Genomic DNA, 20,731 nt, shown 5'->3' on the forward strand with positions numbered 1-20,731 from the left:
GGCAGGGGTTCCTTAGTCCAGATCCGATTCGTTGCCTTTGAGGAACTTCATCTGGATGAAGGCCACGAGTGCGAGGATCACGAAGAGAATGACGGACAGGGCAGAGGCGTAGCCGAAGTCCGATTCGCCGAAGGCTTTTTGGTAGATGTACATCTGGATGACGCGGGTGGCGTTGACCGGGCCGCCGCCGGTGGTGACCGCGACGGTGTCGAAGACCTGGAACGATCCGATGACGGTGACCACCAGGACCAGTGCCAGAACCGGTCGCAGGAGCGGCATGGTGATGCTCCAGAACGTCCTGGTCGGGGAAGCCCCGTCCAGGGAGGCCACCTCGTAGACATGGTGGGGGATGGCCTGGAGGCCGGCGAAGATCAGCAGGGCGGTGTAGCCCATGTGGCGCCAGACGTTGACGAACGCGATGGTGGGAATCGCCCATTGCTCGCTGCCGAAGAAGGCGACGCGGGGCAGTCCCATCCAGCTGATGATTTCGTTGACGATGCCGATCTGGTAGTCGAGCATCCAGAACCACAGCAGGGCAACGATCACGTTGGCCACCAGGAACGGAAGCAGCAAGGCGCCGCGGACGAACGCGGACTTGGCCACGCGGTGCATCAGCAGCGCCAAGCCGAGGGCGATGACTATCTGGAAGACGATGTTGATTGCGACGTACTGGATGGTCACGGCCATCGCGTTCCAGAAGAGCTCATCCTTGAAGATCGCCGTGTAGTTGTCGACGCCGACCCATTTGGGCTCGCCGAGGATGCTGTACTCGGTGAAGCTCAGGTAGATGCCCCGGATCGTCGGGACCAGACAAAAGGCAACGAGGCCGATCATCGCCGGGAGGATGAACAGCAGTGCGATCCTGACGTCACGCAGTTTGGCCCTGCGACGGCCCCGGTTCGAACGCTGCGGCATCTTATGCGCTGCGGCGGGTGGGTCCTTGGTAATGGTGGTCATCTTTGATCCCTCTCCTGTGAGGCAGGTAACAATTGACCGCTACTCTACGCGCGTAGCTTAGAAAAAGGCAACACCTTCCCCGAGAAACAAAGGTTTTTGGCTAATCAAAAAGGCACTCTTGACGCGCGTAGATTTCATGCACATACTTTTTCCATGACTTCTTCAATTGGAATCGTTGGTGCGGGACAGTTCGCAGGCGTATTCGCCAAGCTCTTCGCCGCCCACCCCGGAATCTCAGACATCTATCTCACCGACCTCATCACTGAGCGTGCAGAGGCCCAAAGCAGCAGCGCCGGCGCGGCAGGGACGTTCGACAGCTTCGAGGCAATGCTCGAAAGCGACGTCGACGCCGTAGCGATCTTCACCCAGCGCTGGACCCACGGACCCCTGGTGCTGCAGGCGCTGCGCGCCGGCAAGCACGTCTACTCCGCCGTGCCGATGGCGATCTCCGAAGAGGAGATCGCAGAAATTATCGAAGCGGTCCGCGAGACCGGGCTGACGTACATGATGGGTGAGACCAGCTACTACAACCCCGCAACCGTCTTTGCCCGCAAAAAGAATGCCGAGGGCGCCTTCGGCCGGATCTTCTACGCCGAGGGCGACTACGTCCACGACATGGACCTCGGCTTCTACGACGCCTACCAGTACAGCGGCGGAGAAAACTGGAAGCGCACCGCCAGCTACCCGCCCATGCTCTACCCAACCCATTCCGTGGGTGGTGTGCTCGGAGCGACCGGCTCCCACGCCGTCAGCGTGAGCTGCATCGGCGTTAAGGATCAGCGTCAGGACGGCGTCTTCGACCGCGAGGTAAGCATGTTCGCCAACGACTTCTCCAACGCCACCGCACTCTTCGAAATGAACGACGGCGGCGCCATGCGGATCAACGAGATGCGCCGCGTGGGCTACCCGTCCCACATCCGCGAATCCCGGTTCCGCTACTTCGGCACCGAGGCCAGCATGGAGCAGCTCGCGCTGGTCAGCGTCTGGCAGGACAAGCACGCCGTGACAGACATCAGTGACCAGCTCGAGACCCAGGCAACCATGGACGCGGATGACCCCATGCTGGCCGACGTGGCCCCTGCTCTGCGCGATGCCTTTATTTCCGGCATGGCCTCCGTGCACGACGCCGGACGACTGCCGGCCGAGTTCCGCGGCCTGCCCAACGGCCACGAGGGCAGCCACCACTTCCTCGTGGACGACTTCGTCACCGCCATCAACACCGGCACACTGCCTCCGGTCAACGCCTGGGAAGCGGCCCGCTACACGCTTCCCGGCATCGTGGCACACCAGTCGGCCCTGCGCGGCGGCGAACGCCTGCCGGTGCCCGACTTCGGCGACGCTCCGGCAGAGCTGCCCCGCCCGGTACTTCGCGAGTCCGCCAAGTGAAACGCCGATAGCATGGTTGCCATGCCGCACCCGACCTCACAAGCCAAGCCCATCACACGCGACGATGTCGCCCGGCTGGCAGGGGTCAGCAGCGCCGTCGTCAGTTACGTGGTCAACGGCGGGCCCCGGGCCGTTTCCCCTGCGAACGAGGCCAAGGTGCGGCAGGCAATCAGGGCGCTGGGCTACCGGCCCAACGCGGCAGCCAGGGCACTTGCCTTAGGTTCCAGTGAGATGCTCGCCATGATCATCCCCGATGCCCTGAATCCGTTTTTCGCCTCGCTCGCCCGCGCGGTCGAGAACGCCGCGGCCGAGCGGGGCTACACCCTCCTGCTGGCGGACTCTCAGGCTTCGCTGCGGACAGAGCGCCGCCTCATCAAGAACTTCGCCGCCCGGAAGGTGGACGGACTGTTCCTCTGGAGCGAACTGTCCGATCCCGATCTGATGGACCTTGAACAGGCAGACATCCCCGTAGTGCTCCTGAACCACAGCACCGACCTTGCCACAGCAGGCAGTCCCGCCGTCATGAAACACAGCGCGGGAGACCACGACGCCAACTCCGTCGGAGTAGCCTTCCGGGACGGAGCGCGCATGGCGGTTGAGCACCTCATCAGCCACGGCCACGAACGCATCGGGCTGGTCATGGGCAACACTGCTGGCGGCGACCTCGACGCACGCGAGGTCGGGTGGCGCCAGGGCATTCAGGACGCCGGCCTCACCCCGGGCCCGATCGTTCGGGTTCCGTTCACCCGCGAGGGCGGGTACCGCGCCGGGCAGGAGCTGCTGGCCCGCAGCGAGCGGCCGACCGCGGTCTTCGTCAGCTCCGACCAGCAGGCAGTTGCTCTGCTCTGCGCCCTCCAGGAGGGCGGCCTGCGGGTGCCGGAAGACCTCGCGGTGTTCTCCTTCGACGGCTCACCCGAAGCTGAATACACCTGGCCCCGGCTCAGCACAGTCGCCCAGCCCGTCAAGGACATGGCCCAAGCCGCCCTCGATGCCCTCCTGGCGCCGCCCGGAAAAGAAACTCAGACCAATATCTTCCCCGCCGAACTCGTACTGCGCACTTCCTGCGGCTGCCACTGAAACACACGGCTTCAACGCTGCGCTAAGGCGACAACCTGCCGGAGGGGCCGGCATCCCCCAGCACTGGGAGAACCCGCCCCTCCGGGGTGCACGTCCGTCCGCAACCGCCCACCGGCGGGTGCGTTTCCTTGCTGACCGGAAGCCACCCGGCAGCCGCCGCGGCCGCCACCTGCCCGCGGCGTACCCCACCGACTACCCGTTAAGGCACCCAACGTCATGACTGCCATTTCCGCCCACGAGGATGACATCTTCAGGCCCGCCATCCACTACACGGCCAAAAACACCTGGCTGAACGACCCGAACGGACTCGTCTACCACGAGGGGATCTATCACCTCTATTACCAGAACAACCCCTTCGGGAACGTTTGGGGCAACATGTCCTGGGGCCACGCCACCTCGGTGGACCTGGTCAACTGGGACGAGCAGCCCGTGGCCATCCTCTGCGACGCCGAAGAGGACATCTTCTCCGGCAGCATCGTCATCGACCAATACAACACCAGCGGCCTCGGCAACGGGCAGACCGCCCCGCTGGTGGCAATTTACACCAGCGCCTACAAAGACAGCTCAGCCCGCCGCGGCACACAGGCCCAGTCCCTGGCCTGGAGTTCCGACGGCGGCTACACCTGGACGAAGCACCAGGGCAACCCCGTCCTCGACAGGAACTCCGCAGACTTCCGCGACCCGAAGGTGTTCCGCTACAGCGGGCCCCCGGGCAGCTATTGGGTCATGGTGGCAGTCGAAGCAAACGAGCACAAAGTGGTCATCTATAGCTCCGATAACCTTCGGGACTGGCACTACCTCAGCAGCTTCGGACCCGCCAACGCCACCGGCGGCGTCTGGGAGTGCCCTGACCTTTTCCCCTTGCCACTGGACGGCGACGAAGAGCAGACCAGATGGGTTCTCACCGTGAATCTCAACCCCGGAGGGCCCAATAGCGGATCAGGGGGCCAATACTTTGTCGGCCACTTCGACGGCGTGGCCTTCACATCCGAAACAACTGTCACCGACGGCAGCAACCAAACGGCCGACCTCGACACCTACCACTGGCTCGATTGGGGACGCGACTACTACGCGGCCGTCTCTTTCAACAACGCACCCGACGGGCGCCGTCTCATGGTCGGCTGGATGAACAACTGGCAATACGGCGCCGCCATTCCGACCTGGCCATGGCGCAGTTCCATGTCACTCGTACGCGAAATTTCCCTGGTCACAGACCAAGGCCAGCCCCGACTGTCCCAACGGGTCGCCGACGAATATCGAACCGGCAACGCACTGTCGGTGAACACCTGGTCTGATCTTGCAATAGATGAAGGAATGCGCCATCTGCACACCGGAGCGCCGGTGGAGATCATCGAGGTGACCTTCGTCCCGGAATCAGCAGAGGACTTCGGACTCATCATCCGAGGCAACGGCACCGATGGAACACGCATCGGCATCCGCCCCTCCGAGAACCGGCTCATCATGGACCGGACAAGCTCCGGCAACACAGAATTCCATGACGCCTTTGCTTCCACCGATACGGCCCCACTAAAACCGGCCTCCGACGGGTCATACACCCTCACCCTCTTCATCGACCACTGCTCAGTGGAAGTCTTCGCCCAAAACGGGCTGGTCACCATGACAGGCCTTATATTTCCCGGGCCGGACAGCACCCGTCTGTCGCTCTACGCCAAAGGGGGGACCGCCACCGCCCCCTGCCTGAAAGTGACGCGACCCGTGGAGCCGCCGGTGCGAATCGCAGAGCCATTGGTCCTGAGTCGGTAGCGCCTAACGACCAATGAGTGGGACTCCCCAAGGGCAATCCCTTCGATGTAATCCATCGCGACCAGAACACTGCCAAGCAAGATGCCGGGGCCCAATCCGTTGTCCATTTCGAGGCGGCCCGAGTGAAAGATCGGGCCTGACGCCCCCATGCGCGGGCCGACGACTACCTGAGCCACGTGCTGCTTCAAGGAGCGCCTAGCCTTCGCCTGCTCAGGTGTGATGAGGCTTTGAAGCGCCGTGACGATCCCTGGCAGATAGCAGTCCTCGCCAGGAGTGAAGAACAGACGGCACTCAACGATTGTCGAGTCCACCATTCGCTTGTCGAGCCGCTGGTCTCCGATCCCGGTAATGCGCCGCGTGTCCGCAGATTGATCCCCTTCCGGACCTGTAGTGGCCGTGCAGACGACTTTGGACATTGCGTGCGAACGACTTCGGAAAATGTCAGCTATTGTGCTCTGCGCCACACGCCTCCATAATAAACGAAAGCCTTTCGTTTAGCAGGGCTCCCAAGAAAGGACGGACTAGTGCCGGATACCCAAACCAGACCACCGACGTCGTCCGCGGACGGCGCCCTCAAGCGCAATGCCCTCGGTACGGGCGGCATCGCCTTCCTCGTCATCTCGGCAGCAGCGCCGCTGACCGTCATGGCAGGCGTGGCGCCGGTAGCCATCGGCGTGGGCGGCATCGGCGCCCCGGCCGGCTACCTGCTGGCGGGCATCGTGCTCACCCTCTTTGCCATAGGCTTCATGGCCATGACCCGCCACGTCAAGGCATCCGGCGGATTTTACACCTACATTTCGCTCGCCATGGGCAAGACCATGGGGCTGGCCTCCGCCATCCTGGCGATCGTCTCCTACAACTGCCTCCAGATCGGCGTGTACGGCCTCTTCGCCGTCCAGACCCACGACATGTTCAAAGTGCTCTTCGGGCTCCAGGTGCCGTGGCCGGCCATCGCGCTGGCCGCCGTCGCAGCCGTGTGGTTCCTCGGCTACCGGGGGATCGACGTAGGGGCGAAGGTACTCGGGGTGCTCCTCGTGGCCGAGACGGGCATCCTCGCCGTGATGGGAGTGGGCATCCTCAGCAGCGGCGGAGCCCACGGGATCAGCGTGGGTTCCTTCAGCCCGGACCAGGCGTTCGGACCTGGCGTCCTGGCCATCCTTGGCATCTGCTTCGCCGCGTTCATGGGCTTTGAGTCCACCGTGCTGTACCGTTCCGAGGCCCGAAACCCGGACAAATCCGTGCCGCGGGCCATGTACATCGCCGTCGGCTTCATGTCCGTTTTCTACGCCTTCATTGTGTGGACCGTGGTCCAGGCGTACGGCGAAGACCGCGCCGTGCAAGCCGCGGGTGAACTGGGCGGCGGGATGTTCTTCCAGACCATCAACCACTACGTGGGCCCGTGGGCGGAAGTGGTCATGTACCTCCTGATCGTCACCAGCGTCTACGCTTCGCAGCTGGCCTTCCACAACGCCATCAACCGCTACGTCTACATGCTGGCCCGCGACGGCGTGCTGCCCGCCTTCCTCGGCCGGACCCACCACCGGTTCCAGTCCCCGCACCGGGCAGGCCAGCTGCAGACAGTCCTGGCCGCGGTGGTCATCACCATCTGCGCCCTGCTCAACGCAGATCCCTACCAGCAGCTGCTGATCTGGGTGAACACGCCGGGAATTTTTGGCATCGTGGGGCTCCAGGGCCTGGTGTCGGTCGCGGCGTTCCTCTACCTGCGCCGGAACCCCGCCGCCGCGACGCACAAGCTGATGGTGCCGCTCAGCCTGGCCTCGGCGATTCTGCTCTTCGGTGTGGTGCTGCTGATCGGCCTGAACATCGAGCTGCTCACGTTCGCCGACGCACTGACCAACACCATCCTGATCCTGGTGACGCCGCTCGTCTTCACTGCCGGGCTCCTGGCCGCCCGCTGGGTGCGCCGCCACCGTCCCGCGATCTTCGCGCAGATTGGAAGCTTCGAAACCCATGAATCCTGATTTGATCATCCTCGCCGATACCATCCACACGATGGATGGCAGTCCCGCCCAAAGTCCTGCGCTGCAGGCGGTGGCAGTCCAGGACGGCGTGATTGCCGCCGTCGGAAGCCGTTCCGACGCCGAAAGCTGGCCGGCCGCGGAGGTCGTCGACTTCGGTGCCGCCGTGCTGACGCCCGGGCTGGTGGACTGCCACATCCACCCTGTTTTCGGACTGGAATTGACGCGCGGCACCGACCTGTCCGGCGCCACCGACCTCCCCGGCGTGCGCGCACTGTTGCGTGCCGAAGCGGAAGCAGCCCCCTCGGGGGACTGGGTGCGGGGCTGGGGCCTGGACCCCAATGTGTTCGGATCCGCCGCGGCCCATCGCGAGCTGATTGACGACGTCGTCTCCGGGCGTCCGTGCCTCATCCGCCTCTTCGACGGGCATTCCGCGCTGGCCAGTTCCGGGGCACTCGAACTGGCGGGGATCACCGGACCGCGGGCGTTCGACCAGGCGTCGGAAGTGGTGTGCGACCACAGCGGCAGGCCCACCGGGCTCCTGCTGGAGGCCGCCGCCATCGAACTCGTGGCACAGGTAATGCCGGCGGAGTCCTTCGACGAACGGAAGGCTAGGCTGGCCGAATTCTTCACACAGTTCGCGCGGTCCGGGCTGACGGGGGCGCACGTGATGGACTGTGGGGAGGGTTCACTGGAGCTTTTCCGGGCACTCGAAGACGACCTGGACGGCGGGCTCCCGCTGCGCCTGCGGATCTCGCCGTGGTGCATGCCCGGCAGCGGCGAGGAAGACTGGCGGCGGCTTGCGGAACAGATCGGACTCGGCGGACGGCGCTGGGAGGTGGCAGGCATCAAGCTGTTCGTTGACGGGACGGTGGACAACGGCACGGCGTGGCTGTTCGAGCCCGACGCCTACGGAGAGTCGGTAGCCCCGTTCTGGCCGCGCCCCGAGGAGTACGCGGCCGCGGTGCGGTACTTCGCCGGCCGCGGCATTCCCACCGCCACGCACGCGATCGGCGACGCCGGAGTGGCCGCAGTCTTGGACGCCTTCGAGTCCCTGCCGCCCGCGGTGCGGTCGGTTGCACCGTCCGCCGTGCACCGGATCGAACACCTCGAAACCGTCCCGGACGCCCTCATCGGGAGGTTCTCCCGCTCGGGCCTGGTGGCCAGCATGCAGCCCACCCACTGCACGCACTACTCCCGCGCCGACCACACCGACAACTGGTCCACCCGGCTCGGAACGGAACGGGCCAACAATGCCTGGCGGTGCGCGGACCTCCGCGCGGCGGGAACCACCCTGGGGCTCGGCTCCGACTGGCCGATCGCCCCGTTCGAACCGCTGCCCATCCTGGCGGACGCGCAACTACGACGGCGGTCCGGCCACCCGGGCGAACAGCCGATCGTTCCGGGCCAGGCCCTCACGGCACTGCAGGCGCTCGAAGGCTACACCTCGCACGCTGCCATGGCTGCGGGGGAGTGGGCGGTCGCCGGGTCAGTCACCGTGGGCAAGCGTGCGGATTTCACTGTGTTCGACGTCGATCCGCTCTCGGTTGCCCCGGATGACCTGGCTGCCGCTCAAGTGTTGGCGACGCTCGTGGACGGACGGGTGCAGCACCTGGCGGTGGAGGCGGTCAGGTAGACCGTGGCAGCGCCGACGCGCTGCCGGCGAAAGGGTGCCCCGGCAGGACGGTCAGCCTTCCGAGTGGGCGCGAACGTCATCCTCCAACGCCGTGCGGAAGCCCAGGTTGCGTGAGACAGCCCTCGCCGTGGCCCGCACGGCGGGAGCCAGGACATTCGCCGGAGTGGTCCCGTCCGGGACGACGATCGAAAGCGCGGCCACCACGGTGCCCTGTGCATCGAAGATCGGCGCCGCGACGGATACCGTCAACGACGGCGCCGACCGCCGGATCATGGCGATGCCGGTCCGGTGCACGTCGGACAAAGTCCTGCGCAGCTGGCCCTCAGGCATGGCCTCCACCCCCGGCTCGATGTCCGCCGGAGCTTTGAGGATGCGTTCCTGGAAGGCCGGTTCGGCCCCGGCCAGCAGCACGAGGCCGACGGCGGTGGACCGCAGGGGTGCCCGGCCGCCCACCCGGTAGGCCACCTCGGTAGCCTGCTTGGAGGAGAGCCGTTCAATCAGCACGGCCTCGTCCTTGTCCCGCACAGCCAGCAGGACGTGGTGGCGGGTCACCTCAAAAAGGTCCTCGAGATAGGGCAGGGCTATCTCCCGTACGCCATGGCCGCGGGGGGACAGTGACGCGACCTCCCAGAGCCGTACTCCCACAACGTAGCGCCCGTCGTCGAGCCTTTCCAGCGCACCCCAGGCCACCAGCCGGGCGATCAGCCGGAGCGCCGTCGGTGCCGGCATGTCCGCGTACCTTGCCATCTCGGAGAGCGTGAGGGCGCGGCGCCGGTCGGTGAAGACGGCGAGCAGGCTCAGGGCGCGGTCAATGACGGGTTCGCCCTGCTTTGGCCGTTTGCCGCGTGCGGGAGCGGGGGCATCGGAAGCAGGGATGGCCGCCCCGGCAGGGTCCGCACCCCATTCCGGTAGTGCTGTCATTTCAAAACCGATCCTTCGTGGCCGACAGTGACCCCCACCACAATAGTGTTTCGTCCAATGAAACTCCTAGCGGGTTTCCTGGTTGCGGACCTATCGGGCGGGGTGCCACTTACGCCGGTTTGCCGGGCCGGTTTCAGACAGACTCCGCCACCCTGGTCCGGGCCAGGCTGCCGAGGAACTTAGCGCTCTCCTTCGGCGTGCGTTCCTGCGTGGCCCGGTCCACCGCGATGAGCCCGAACTTCGGGCCGTAGCCGAAGATCCACTCGTAGTTATCGAATGCCGTCCACGCGATGTATCCGCGGACGTCGATGCCGTCGGCCAAGCATGACTCCACGCCCGCCACCGCTGTGCGGAGGTAGGCCAGGCGCTGCGAATCGTCGTCGGTCGACAAGCCGTTCTCCGTGACGATGACAGGGATGCCGGCCACGCGGGCCGCCTCCCGGATCGTCGCTTCGAGCGCCTCGGGGTAGATTTCCTCGCCCATCTGGTTGGTCTCCGCACCCTCGGGGGCGGGCATTACTCCGTCCGGACCGAACACCGTCCTGCCGTACGTCTGGATCCCCACGAAGTCGTCGTCACGGGACGCCACGAGGAAGCGTTCGTTGACCTCACGGCGGATCCTGTCCGCCCGTTCCTGGCCGCCTTCGGCTGCCTGCACATCGGTGTTGGCCAGAGTCCAGCCGACCGGTAGCTCCGGCCGGATCGCTTTGATGGCGGCCAGGCCCTCGCGGTGTGCCGCGAGCTTGATATCGAAGCCTGCCTCGGAGACCGTGAACTGGAAGGGTGCCACATGGCTGGCATCGATCCCGAGCCGGTCCGCCGCCGCCGCCCACAGCGGCACGTCTGCCCTGCGCTCCGGGGCCTCGCCGCCCAGGCCGAGTTCCTTGAGCAGCCACGGGAGGTTGGGTTCGTTGAGGGTACAGGCAACGCCGATGAGGTCGCCGAGGTGCCTCATGGCGCGGTCGCAGTAGCGCGCGAACCGATCGGGAGTCTGCGGGTCTTCCCAGCCGCCGGCCGCCAGAAGCCACCGGGGTGAGGTGAAGTGGTGGAACGTGACCACCGGGGTGAGCCCGTGCTCATGGCAGGCCTCCAGCATGCGGCGGTAATGGTTCAGTTCGGCCACCGAGAAGTAGCCTTCCTCAGGCTCGATGCGTGCCCACTCCAGTGAAAAGCGGTAGCTGGTGAATCCCAGGCCGGCGATCAGGGCAATGTCCTCGCGGTACCGGTGGTAGTGGTCCACGGCGTCGCCGGACGGTTCAGCAAAGATCGTTCCGGGGAGCCTTTCGAGGAGCCAGCAGTCACTGTTGACGTTGTTTCCTTCGACCTGGTGGGCTGCGGTGGCGACGCCCCACAGGAAATCCTGCGGGAAGGGAAAAGAGTCGGTCATCTGGGGGTTCCTCTCGATGTGAGCGCCAGGCGACTGTGCATGGGCTGACTATCCATCCTTCGCGGTCAATGACTGCCCACGGACGGCTATTTTCATTGGTTGAAAAACTCATCGCCTGAATGGTCGGGTTGGCCGATGCCCAGACCGTGACGGTCGCCACATAAGTGTTTCAATCAATGAAATCCTCGTGTCTCCGCCAAACGGCCGCCGCTGATGCTTGAGGGGAGCCGGCCACCCGCCTGGCCCCCACGACTTTCTTCCCATCGTTGTCCCATCCGAATGCAAAGGCGCACTACATGAAACTTCTGAACTCCACCGCACGACGGAGCGCGGCCGTTTTGGCCGGGGCGCTCCTCATGAGCTCCCTCACCGCCTGTGGCGGCGGGACCCAGGCGGCAACCGCCGTCAACAAAGACGCATTGACCATCGCCGTCGACAGCGACAGCGCTTCCTTCGGGTTCGATCCCTTGCGTGTTGCCGACGCGCAGCGGCAGTTTTTTGAAGGCCTCTACGAGAACCTCATGACCCTGAAGGCGGACGGTTCCGTTGGACCGGGCCTGGCCAAGGAGTTCAGCTACAGCGCAGACAACACCGTCCTTACGCTGACCCTCAAGGAGGGCGTCACCTTCACGGACGGCTCCGCCCTGGATGCGGTACTGGTGAAGGCAAACCTGGACCGCCGCAGCGACCCGGCTCTCAGTGCCTACTCCGCGATTGCGAAGGGCGGCGCACAGGAAGTGACCTCAGTGACCGTCGTCAGCCCCACGAAGGTGGCCATCAAGTTCGCCAAGCCACAGCCGGGGTTCGAAAAGAACCTCACGGGCACCATGGGCATGATCGTCGGGAAGACGGCCGCGGCCAAGAGCGCCAGCCTTGCCACCACGCCTGACGGCTCGGGCCCGTACACCCTGGACACTGGTGCGACGGTCAAGGGCAACAAGTACGTGTTCCAGAAGAACACCAAGAACGCGGACGCCGCCAAGTATGTCTACAACAAGATCACGTTCAGCGTCATCCAGGATCCCCAGGCGCGTGCCAACGCTCTCGTCTCCGGCCAGGCCGACGTCGCCATGCTCACCTCCCCGACGGTGGACTTCGCAAAGTCCAAGGGCCTCGGTGTGTCCCAGATCGGTGGAACCCTGCACACCATGGTTTCCTTCGACAAGATCGGCAAGACCGCCCCCGCCTTTGCCAGCGAAAAGGTCCGCCAGGCCTTCCAGTACGCCATTAACCGCCAGTCACTGGTGGACGCACTGCACAAGGGAGACATCCCGGCCTGGAATGCACTTCCCAAGGATTCCGCGGGCTTCACCGAAGAACTGAACACAAAGTTCGCCTATGATCCGGCGAAGGCCAAGAGCCTCCTGGCCGAGGCCGGCTACGGTAACGGCTTCGAGTTCACCATTGTAGGCAGCGCTGAAACCCAGACGGATCTGCAGGCCGTCCAGAAGGATCTGGCCGCCGTCGGGATCAAGATGAACATCAAGATGGCTTCCTCCACGGACGAAGCCTTCGCGGCGGTCGCAACCACGCCGCTCGGCTACGCCGCGCTCGGCTGGGACAACCCGGTGGGCCTGATGTACGGCGTGGTCCTGAACGGTTTCACTAACGTGCAGAAGGCCACCGATGAGCAGCTGACAGCCGCCACGGGCGAGGCCGCAGCCGCGAAGGATGACGCCGCCAAGAAGACCGCCCTCACCAAGCTCAACACCCGCCTGGTGGAATCCGGCTGGATGATCCCGCTCTACGAGTCACTCACCAACCAGGGCTACAACACCAAGAAGGTTCAGCAGGTGAAGTTCGCAGGGACGAACGCCTACCCGCTGCTCTCCTCCTACGCGCCCGCCAACTGATCCACCTACCGGCCGGACGCTCTCCCCGAACGGAGGGCGTCCGGCCTGACCAATGGAGGTCCTGACCAATGGATGTCACTATGGCAATGTTCGTCGCCAAGCGCCTGCTGATGGCGCTGGCCACCGTGCTGGTGGTCGCCGTGCTGGCATTCCTGCTGGTGCACGCGATGCCCGGCAGCCCCGGCGCTGTGTCGCTCGGCGCCGGCGCCTCCCAGGAGGCCATCGACGAGGTCAACGTCCGGCTCGGCTGGAACGATCCGCTCCTCGCCCAGTTCTTCCGGTGGCTCACAGACGCAGTCCAAGGCAACCTGGGCACGTCCCTCATGGACGGCCGTTCCGTCTCGGCGGATTTGGGCAACAGACTCCCCGTCACTGCGTCGCTGGCAGCCGGCGCCACCGTGCTGAGCGCGGTCCTGGGCATCGCCCTGGGCGTGACGGCGGCCGTGCGCGGAGGCGTAGCGGACCGCATCGTGGGCGGGATCTGCGGCCTGGCTGTCGCCCTTCCGGCCTTCTGGATCGGCATTATTTTCGTGTACCTGTTCGCCGTGCAGTCCTCTGTCTTTCCGGCTACCGGCTACGTGCCGTTCGAGGTCTCACCGCAGGACTGGGGCATGTCCCTGGCTCTTCCAGTCATCACGCTTGCCGTCGGCGGCGCGGCCTTCATCGCCCGCCAGACCAGGGCTTCCATGCTTGAGGCCCTGCAGCAGGAACACATCAGAACGCTCCGGGCCACAGCCACGCCCACCTGGAAAATCCTCTACATTCACGCCCTGCGCTACGCCAGCCTGCCGATCGTTGCCGGCATTGCCCTGCAGTTCATCGGACTGTTCGGCGGTTCCGTGATCGCAGAGCAGCTTTTCGCCATGCCGGGCCTCGGCCAAGCCGTCCAGACCTCCGTCAGCACCCACGATGCCCCAGCCGTGCAGGGCGTGGTGGTGATCGCCACCGTGGTGGTGGTGGCTGTGAACCTGGTGCTGGAACTCGCCACCAAGTTCCTCGACCCGAAGTTGCGTGCCTCATGATTCCCTCCGTCGCTCCCGCTCCCGCTCCCGCTCCCGCTCCGCTCCAGCGCAAGAACGCCCTCGCCCGGTTTTCCGCCCACCGCCTCTTCTCGTCGCCCGGCGGCGTGGCCGGTGCCGTATGGCTGGCTGCAGTGGTGGTTGCCTCGCTGACTGCCCAGTGGTGGCTGCCCTTCAAGACCGAGGATCAGGATTTCACTGCGGTGCTTTCCGGCCCCACAGCCGCCCACTGGCTGGGAACAGACGAACTCGGCAGGGACCTCCTCAGCCGCATCTTCGCCGCCGCCGCGGGCACCCTGGGAACCTCAATGATCACGGTGATTGTCGGCGTCGGGCTTGGAACCGTCCTGGCAATGGCGGCCGCTGCCGCCGGCGAACGTGCGGAAGCGGTGATCAGCCGCGTCACCGAAATCATGATGTCGCTGCCCGGCACCGTCATCATCCTCGCGGTCATCGGCGCCGTGGGAACCAACATCCCGCTCATCATGGCCATCCTGGGCGTCCTCATCTCCGCCGGCATCTACCGCGTCATGCTGGGCCAGGCCAAGTCGCTCCAGTCACAGCTGTACCTGGACGCCGCCAAGGTGGACGGCGTCAGCATCCTGGGGATCAGCCTCCGCCACGTCCTCCCCGGGCTCACCAACACGATCGTGGTGCAGTCGGCCCTCATCTTCGCCGTCGGCATGCTCATCCAGGCTGGCCTGGCGTTCATCGGTTTCGGCCCGCCCATCCCGCAGCCAAGCTGGGGCGGCATGATCCAGGGAGCCTCGCAGCACGTCTACGACGCACCCTGGCTCATGGTCCCCACGGGCGCTGTCCTTGCCCTGACCGTGCTGGCGGCCAACGCCATCGGCAATGCGCTGGGGAAGGCGCCCAACGCCACCGCTTCGCACCTGCCCTCCGCCGCGGCCCGCCGCCAGCGCGCGCGTGCTGTTGGCGCAGCAGGCGCCGCGGCTTCCGCCGCTGACACGCACGCCCTCCCCGCGAAAGGCCAGCTGAGCGTCCGCGGACTCTCTGTGGGGGTCGACGGCGGGACTCCCCTGGTCACGGACGTCTCGTTCGACGTCGAGCAGGGAACCGTGCTGGGCCTCGTCGGGGAGTCCGGCTGCGGCAAGACCATGACGGCGCTGTCCCTGCTGGGACTGCTGCCCTCGGGGGTCTCCGTCACCGGCGGCCAGATCCTCTGGGACGAGAAGAATCTGGCCGCCGCCACCGAGCGCGACATGGAAGGCATCCGGGGCCGGGACATCGCACTGATCTCCCAGGAACCCATGCGGGCCCTGGACCCCATGTTCACCGTGGGCTACCAGCTCACCGCGGCCGTCCGGCGCCTCCTGAAGGTGGGCAAAGCTGAGGCACGTGCGGAAGCCCTCAGCTTGCTCGAAAAAGTGGGGATTGTGGACGCCGAACGCATCCTCAGGACCTACCCGCACCAGATCAGCGGCGGCATGGCCCAGCGCGTGGCCATCGCCCTCGCGCTGTCCGGCCAGCCGCGGCTGCTGGTGGCCGACGAGCCAACCACTGCACTGGACGTCACCGTGCAGGCCGAAATCCTCTCGCTGCTGCGCTCCCTGGTGAAGGACACCGGGATGTCCGTGGTGATGGTGACGCACGACCTTGGCGTCGTGGCCGACATCTGCGACAACGTCGCCGTGATGTACGCCGGCCAGGTGGTGGAAAGCGGCCGGACCGCAACCATCCTGGACAACCCTCGCCACCCCTACACGCTGGCGCTGCTGGCCGCCGACCCGCACGCCAACACCGCGGCTGACATGCCTGAGCGGCTGGCTACCATCAGCGGGCAGGTTCCGCAGCCCAAGGACTGGCCCACCGGTTGCCGCTTTATGGCCCGCTGCCAGTTTGCGGGCTCCGCGTGCACCACACCCGTGCCTCTGCTGTCCTCCGGATCCGAGGATGGACTGGTCCGCTGCGTCAAGGCGGATGAACTGGCCGTGGAGGGCCTGGAATGGCTTGCCACCGAAGTGCCCACTCACCGAGTATTGAAAATCGTCGAAAAGGACCTGGCATGAGCATCGAAACCCCGCTGAGGGAGGACACGCAAGCCCCCGTTCTTGCTGAGCCCATGCTCGAAGTCAAGAACCTGGTGGTCCGCTACGGCCGCGGCCGGAGAGCCGCAGCAGCTCCGGCAGCGGTGGACGGCGTCAGCTTCTCCATCCGACCCGGCGAGACCGTTGGCCTGGTGGGGGAATCCGGCTCCGGAAAATCCACCATCGGCAAGGCGATCCTTGGCCTGCAGAAGAGCGCCGGCGGCACCATCAGCTATCAGGGCAAGGACATCACCCACGCCGGTGGTGCGGAGCGCCGCGCCCTCGGCGGTGAATTGCGGGCCGTCTTTCAGGACCCCAACTCTTCGCTCAACCCACGCCGGACCATCGGTGCCTCGCTGGCGGAACCGCTCCGGCTCCGTGGCGTGTCAGCGATCGACGCGCGCGAGAAGGCCGAAGCCATGCTGGAACGCGTGGGGCTGCCCCGCGAAGCCGTTGACCGATACCCCAGCCAGTTCTCCGGTGGCCAGCGCCAGCGCATCGCTGTGGCGCGCGCCCTGATCTGCGAACCCAAACTGGTGGTCTGCGACGAAGCGGTCAGCGCCCTCGACCTTTCAACCCAGGCCCAAGTGCTCAACCTTCTCGCCGACCTCCGGGACGAACGCGGGCTCAGCTACCTCTTTATCGCGCACGACATCTCGGTGGTCCAGTTCCTGGCGCAGCGCGTTGTGGTCCTCTACCGCGGCCAGGTGATGGAGAGCGGCCCGGCGGCAGCCGTGACGGAATCCCCCAGGCACCCGTTCACGCAGGCTCTCGTGGCTGCTTCGCCCGTGCCGAGGCCCGCGGAACAGGCGGAGCGGCGAATGCTGCGCGAATCACTTGGCGTTCGCACAGCCGCCGCGGTGTCCGCGAAGCCCGGAGGCTGCCCGTTCAGCCAGCGCTGCCCGATGGCCACCGAGCTGTGCACCTCCGAACGTCCACCGCTGCGCACGGTGGGCGAGTCCGACGTCGCCTGCCACTACGCCTGAGGGAACCCACCTTGACTGAATACACAGGCCGCGAGCCCCTGAGCCCGGCCCATCTTCGGACCGACCACCTGACGGCGGCGTTCGGCATCACCAGCACGGCGCCGCGGTTCAGCTGGACGCCTCCGCAGGACACACTCCGGCAGGCCGCCTACCAGCTCACCGCCAGCAACGGCTGGGACACCGGCCGGGTGGAATCGGGCACGCACAGCTATTTGCCGTACGGTGGCCCGGCTTTGGCCTCACGTGGCCGCTTCGAGTGGACCGTCCGGACCTGGAACGTGGCCCCTGACGGCACCGAAATTGCCTCCGGCTGGGCCGTGCCTATGAGCGTGGAGCTCGGACTCGTGCACCCCGCCGATTGGACCGCCCGGTGGATCGGACCCGACGAAGCGGAGACCCGGGCGCCGGGGGAGCACCCCGGCTATGCCCTGCACCGGGAATTCACCCTGGATTCCGCACCGGATTCCGCGAGGGCCTACGCCACCGCGCACGGGATCTATGAACTCTTCATCAACGGGCTGCGGGTGGGGGACCAGCAGCTCTCTCCAGGGTCCACGAGCTACCACAGCACCCTGCAGGTGCAGGCGTACGACGTCGCCGGCCTGCTGCGCGCCGGAGCCAACAGCGTGCGCGCAGTCCTGACGGACGGCTGGTTCCGCGGGTCCTTCGGTTTCACGCGCGACGCCGACATGTACGGGACGCAGACGGCATTCCTGGCGCAGCTGGAGATGGAGTCCGGCGGAGAGCGTACGGTCATCGGCACCGACGATTCGTGGCTGGTTTCGGCGACGGAAATCATCAGCGCCGACCTCATGGCCGGCCAGCGTGTGGACTTCCGTGCTGCCCGCGCAGCGGCGGTGCCTGCGGTTCTTCGGAAGGGTAGCTACGCCACACTTACCGGTCCGGTGGCACCGCCCACGCGCATTGTGGAGGAGCTCGCCCCGGTGGCCATCACCCGCCTGGCAAATGGCAACCAGATCGTGGATCTGGGCCAGAACATCAATGGCTGGGTCCGCCTCAGCCGGCTGGGAAATGCCGGAACCGAGGTGACCCTTGTCTACGGCGAAGCCCTCGACGCCGGCGGCGAGGTCACGCAGGACCATCTGCGCCCCATCGACTTCAAGAACCCAGGCCAGTTCCTCGACGCCGGGCAGGTGGATTCGGTGGTCTCCGCCGGTGTCCCCGGTGACGTCTTCGAACCGCGCCACACGACCCACGGCTTCCAATACGTGTCGGTCCGCGGTTTGGCCGAAGACGTGACGCAGGCGGACATCGTGGGCTGCATGGTCCAGACCGACCTTGAACGCCTCGGCACGTTCAGCTCCAGCGATGACCGGCTCAACAGGCTCCACGAAATTGTGGAATGGAGCTTTCGCGGCAATGCTTGTGAGGTCCCCACCGACTGCCCGCAGCGCGAAAAGGCGGGCTGGACCGGCGACTGGCAGCTGTTTGTGCCCACCGCGGCCTATCTCTTTGATGTGGCCGGTTTTTCGCAGAAATGGCTCAACGATGTCCGCGCGGACCAGTGGGACAACGGCGTCATCGCCAACATTTCGCCGTCGCCCGGACCGGAGGTGACCGGCGCCGAATTCATGGCCTTCACGAACGGGTCCTCAGGGTGGGGAGATGCGATCGTCATGGTGCCCTGGGAGATCCATCTGGCCGCCGGTGATACCGCCATCCTGGAAGTGAACTGGGAAGCGATGAGGCGCTGGCTCGAATTCATACGAAGCACGGCGGAAGGAAACCGGCACCCGGCCAGGGCTGCGGCGCAGGCCTCGCCAGCCCCGCATGAGCAGTACCTCTGGGACACCGGCTTCCATTTCGGGGAATGGATGGAGCCCGGCGGCCCGGCGCCGGACCTTTTCGCCTCCCGGTCCATGGACAACGGCATTGTGGCCACCGCGTACTACCGGCACTCTTCCGCCATTATGGCCAGGATTGCTGCCGTCCTGGGCAGGACAGCTGAGGCCCGGGAGCTCAGCAAGCTGTCCGATAACGTCCGCCGCGCCTGGCAGCAGGAATACGTCGACGCGGACGGCAACGTGGGCGACGGAACCCGTCGCGGCTCCAGCCAGGCAAACTGCGTGCGTGCCCTGGCCTTTGACCTCGTGTCCGACGACGTCCGCCCCGCCGTGGCCCAGCAACTCGCCGCGCTGATCCGCGGTACCGGAACCCATCTGGGGACGGGCTTCCTGGCCACCCCCTACCTGCTGCCGGCCCTTGCCGACCACGGGCAGCTGGACCTGGCCTACCAGCTGCTGATGCAGGACTCCGCGCCGTCCTGGCTCCTGATGGTGGACCGCGGCGCCACCACCATCTGGGAAGACTGGAATGGCATCGGACCGGATGGCAGCGCCAAGGGTTCGCTGAACCACTACAGCAAGGGCGCCGTTATATCGTTCCTGCACCGCTACACCGCAGGGCTTCGCCAGGCCCCCGGCAGCGCCGGGTACGAAGGAATCATTATCGAGCCCAGGCCCGGCGCCGGACTGACGTCGGCCAGCACCTCGCACCGCGGCCCGCAGGGCCTCATCGAAGTGGACTGGGCTATCGACGACGGCGGGATCACCCTCACCGCCACCGTCCCGCCCGGCACCACAGCGGAAGTCCGCCTCACCGGCCAGCCGGCCGCCGTCGTCGGGCCCGGCACCCATACCTTCACCGCCGGCGGCATTGACCACCAGCCCCCACTCGCAAGGAGCGCATCATGACCCCGGAATCCGCCACAGCCACGGAAACAGCACCCATCGAAACGGCACCCGGCCAAACAGGCCAGACGGCATCCGCCGGGCTGCCGACCCCGGCGTTCCCGGCATTCCTGCCCCCGGGCACGGCCGAAGCGGTATCTGAAGACTCCGCCGTGCACCGCGAAGTCAGCTACGCAATCACCGTCGGCTTCCGTCGCCTCGCCATGGACATTTGGCTGCCGCGTGCGGCGGCGGGACCTGTTCCGCTGGTCGTGTGGATCCACGGCGGGGCCTTCCAGCTCGGCGACCGCCGCGAACTGCCGCCCACCTTCGCTCCGGATTCCGTCTTCCGGCTCCTCAACGAGGCGGGCATCGCGTGCGCCACCGTTGACTACCGCCACGCCCTGGAGGCGCCGTTCCCTGCGCAGCTGCACGACCTCAAGGCGGCCGTCCGCTACCTCCGTGAGCACGCGGGTGTGCTGGGCATCGACGCCGGGCGCATCGGCGCCTGGGGCGAGTCGGCCGGCGGTCACCTCGCCGCATTCCTGGGACTGACCGGCGGCAGGGAAGACCTCGACGGCGGCCTCGGCGCGCAGGGGCACTCAAGCGCCGTGAACGCCGTCGTCGACTTCTATGGGGTGTCTTCCCTGCCGGACATGCCGCCCATGAACATGCCGCCCGGCATGATGGACGGGCCGTTGAGCGCGGCAGTTCCGCAGGGCATGACCATGGAACCCGGCCCCATGCTGGTGGGCGGCACCGCCGATCCCGCCCTGCTGGCGGCCGCCAGCCCGCTGGGCTACGTCACCGCCGACGCGCCGCCGTTCCTGCTGATCCACGGCGACAGCGACGGCCTGGTCCCGCTGGCCCAGAGCGAACTGCTGGCCGCGGCGCTCGCCGAAGCGGACGTCCGCCATGAGCTCGTCCCGATCTCCGGCGGTGACCATTGCTTCTTCGGTGCGGAAGATCAAGTAGACGGAATCCTCCGCACGGCGGTGGCCTATTTCCTCCGCGAGCTTTAGGGACAG

General features: G+C 66.2%; 14 protein-coding genes. 11 read left to right on the forward strand and 3 right to left on the reverse strand.

Annotated elements, in window-relative coordinates; translation table 11 throughout:
* Window positions 1–12 precede the first annotated feature (12 nt).
* Complete coding sequence (locus AC1DDG_RS11320) at window positions 13–957, reverse strand: carbohydrate ABC transporter permease (protein WP_476876140.1); 945 nt, start codon at window positions 955–957, stop codon at window positions 13–15.
* A gap of 153 nt (window positions 958–1,110) precedes the next feature.
* Between AC1DDG_RS11320 and AC1DDG_RS11325 the strand changes: the two genes are divergently transcribed.
* The 5 genes from AC1DDG_RS11325 to AC1DDG_RS11345 all read left to right on the forward strand — a co-directional run bounded on the left by AC1DDG_RS11325 (window position 1,111) and on the right by AC1DDG_RS11345 (window position 8,799).
* Window positions 1,111–2,343 carry a Gfo/Idh/MocA family protein gene (locus tag AC1DDG_RS11325; RefSeq protein ID WP_476876141.1) on the forward strand — a complete coding sequence of 411 codons (1,233 nt, stop codon included), beginning with the start codon at window positions 1,111–1,113 and terminating at the stop codon, window positions 2,341–2,343.
* 21 nt (window positions 2,344–2,364) lie between these two features.
* Window positions 2,365–3,420, forward strand: coding sequence for a LacI family DNA-binding transcriptional regulator (locus tag AC1DDG_RS11330; protein WP_230119275.1), 1,056 nt, complete (start codon window positions 2,365–2,367; stop codon window positions 3,418–3,420).
* Between the two features lie 216 nt (window positions 3,421–3,636).
* On the forward strand, window positions 3,637–5,184 hold the full coding sequence (locus AC1DDG_RS11335; RefSeq protein WP_476876142.1) for a glycoside hydrolase family 32 protein: 1,548 nt from the start codon (window positions 3,637–3,639) through the stop codon (window positions 5,182–5,184).
* 524 nt (window positions 5,185–5,708) lie between these two features.
* Window positions 5,709–7,166, forward strand: a complete 1,458-nt coding sequence (locus tag AC1DDG_RS11340) for an APC family permease (protein ID WP_476876143.1) — start codon at window positions 5,709–5,711, stop codon at window positions 7,164–7,166.
* On the forward strand, window positions 7,156–8,799 hold the full coding sequence (locus tag AC1DDG_RS11345) for an amidohydrolase (RefSeq protein WP_476876144.1): 1,644 nt from the start codon (window positions 7,156–7,158) through the stop codon (window positions 8,797–8,799). Before AC1DDG_RS11340 ends, AC1DDG_RS11345 begins: the two co-directional genes overlap by 11 nt.
* Window positions 8,800–8,850: 51 nt before the next feature.
* Here the strand turns inward: AC1DDG_RS11345 and AC1DDG_RS11350 are convergent, their stop codons facing one another.
* Window positions 8,851–9,720 carry an IclR family transcriptional regulator gene (locus AC1DDG_RS11350; RefSeq protein ID WP_476876145.1) on the reverse strand — a complete coding sequence of 290 codons (870 nt, stop codon included), beginning with the start codon at window positions 9,718–9,720 and terminating at the stop codon, window positions 8,851–8,853.
* 133 nt (window positions 9,721–9,853) lie between these two features.
* Window positions 9,854–11,107, reverse strand: coding sequence for a glycoside hydrolase family 1 protein (locus tag AC1DDG_RS11355; protein ID WP_476876146.1), 1,254 nt, complete (start codon window positions 11,105–11,107; stop codon window positions 9,854–9,856).
* Between the two features lie 296 nt (window positions 11,108–11,403).
* Here AC1DDG_RS11355 and AC1DDG_RS11360 point away from each other — a divergent pair, with 296 nt between their 5' ends.
* The 6 genes from AC1DDG_RS11360 (at window position 11,404) to AC1DDG_RS11385 (ending at window position 20,725) form a co-directional block, all read left to right on the forward strand.
* Entirely contained in the window at window positions 11,404–12,960 is a 1,557-nt protein-coding gene (locus AC1DDG_RS11360; protein ID WP_476876147.1) for an ABC transporter substrate-binding protein, read from the forward strand.
* A 68-nt stretch (window positions 12,961–13,028) separates the two neighbouring features.
* A complete protein-coding gene (locus tag AC1DDG_RS11365) occupies window positions 13,029–13,982 on the forward strand; it encodes an ABC transporter permease (RefSeq protein WP_476876148.1) in 954 nt (317 codons plus the stop codon).
* Window positions 13,979–16,009, forward strand: coding sequence for a dipeptide/oligopeptide/nickel ABC transporter permease/ATP-binding protein (locus tag AC1DDG_RS11370; RefSeq protein ID WP_476876149.1), 2,031 nt, complete (start codon window positions 13,979–13,981; stop codon window positions 16,007–16,009). The genes AC1DDG_RS11365 and AC1DDG_RS11370 overlap by 4 nt, the downstream gene beginning before the upstream one ends.
* A complete protein-coding gene (locus AC1DDG_RS11375; protein ID WP_476876150.1) occupies window positions 16,006–17,013 on the forward strand; it encodes an oligopeptide/dipeptide ABC transporter ATP-binding protein in 1,008 nt (335 codons plus the stop codon). The genes AC1DDG_RS11370 and AC1DDG_RS11375 overlap by 4 nt, the downstream gene beginning before the upstream one ends.
* A gap of 11 nt (window positions 17,014–17,024) precedes the next feature.
* The gene (locus tag AC1DDG_RS11380) at window positions 17,025–19,727 is read left to right on the forward strand and encodes an alpha-L-rhamnosidase (protein WP_476876151.1); all 2,703 of its coding nucleotides are present in this window, start codon (window positions 17,025–17,027) and stop codon (window positions 19,725–19,727) included.
* Window positions 19,724–20,725: an alpha/beta hydrolase fold domain-containing protein gene (locus AC1DDG_RS11385; protein WP_476876152.1), complete on the forward strand. Its 1,002-nt coding sequence runs from the start codon at window positions 19,724–19,726 to the stop codon at window positions 20,723–20,725. Before AC1DDG_RS11380 ends, AC1DDG_RS11385 begins: the two co-directional genes overlap by 4 nt.
* The last annotated feature ends 6 nt before the right edge of the window (window positions 20,726–20,731 follow it).

The sequence above is a fragment of the Arthrobacter sp. 10L430 genome (assembly GCF_056395245.1).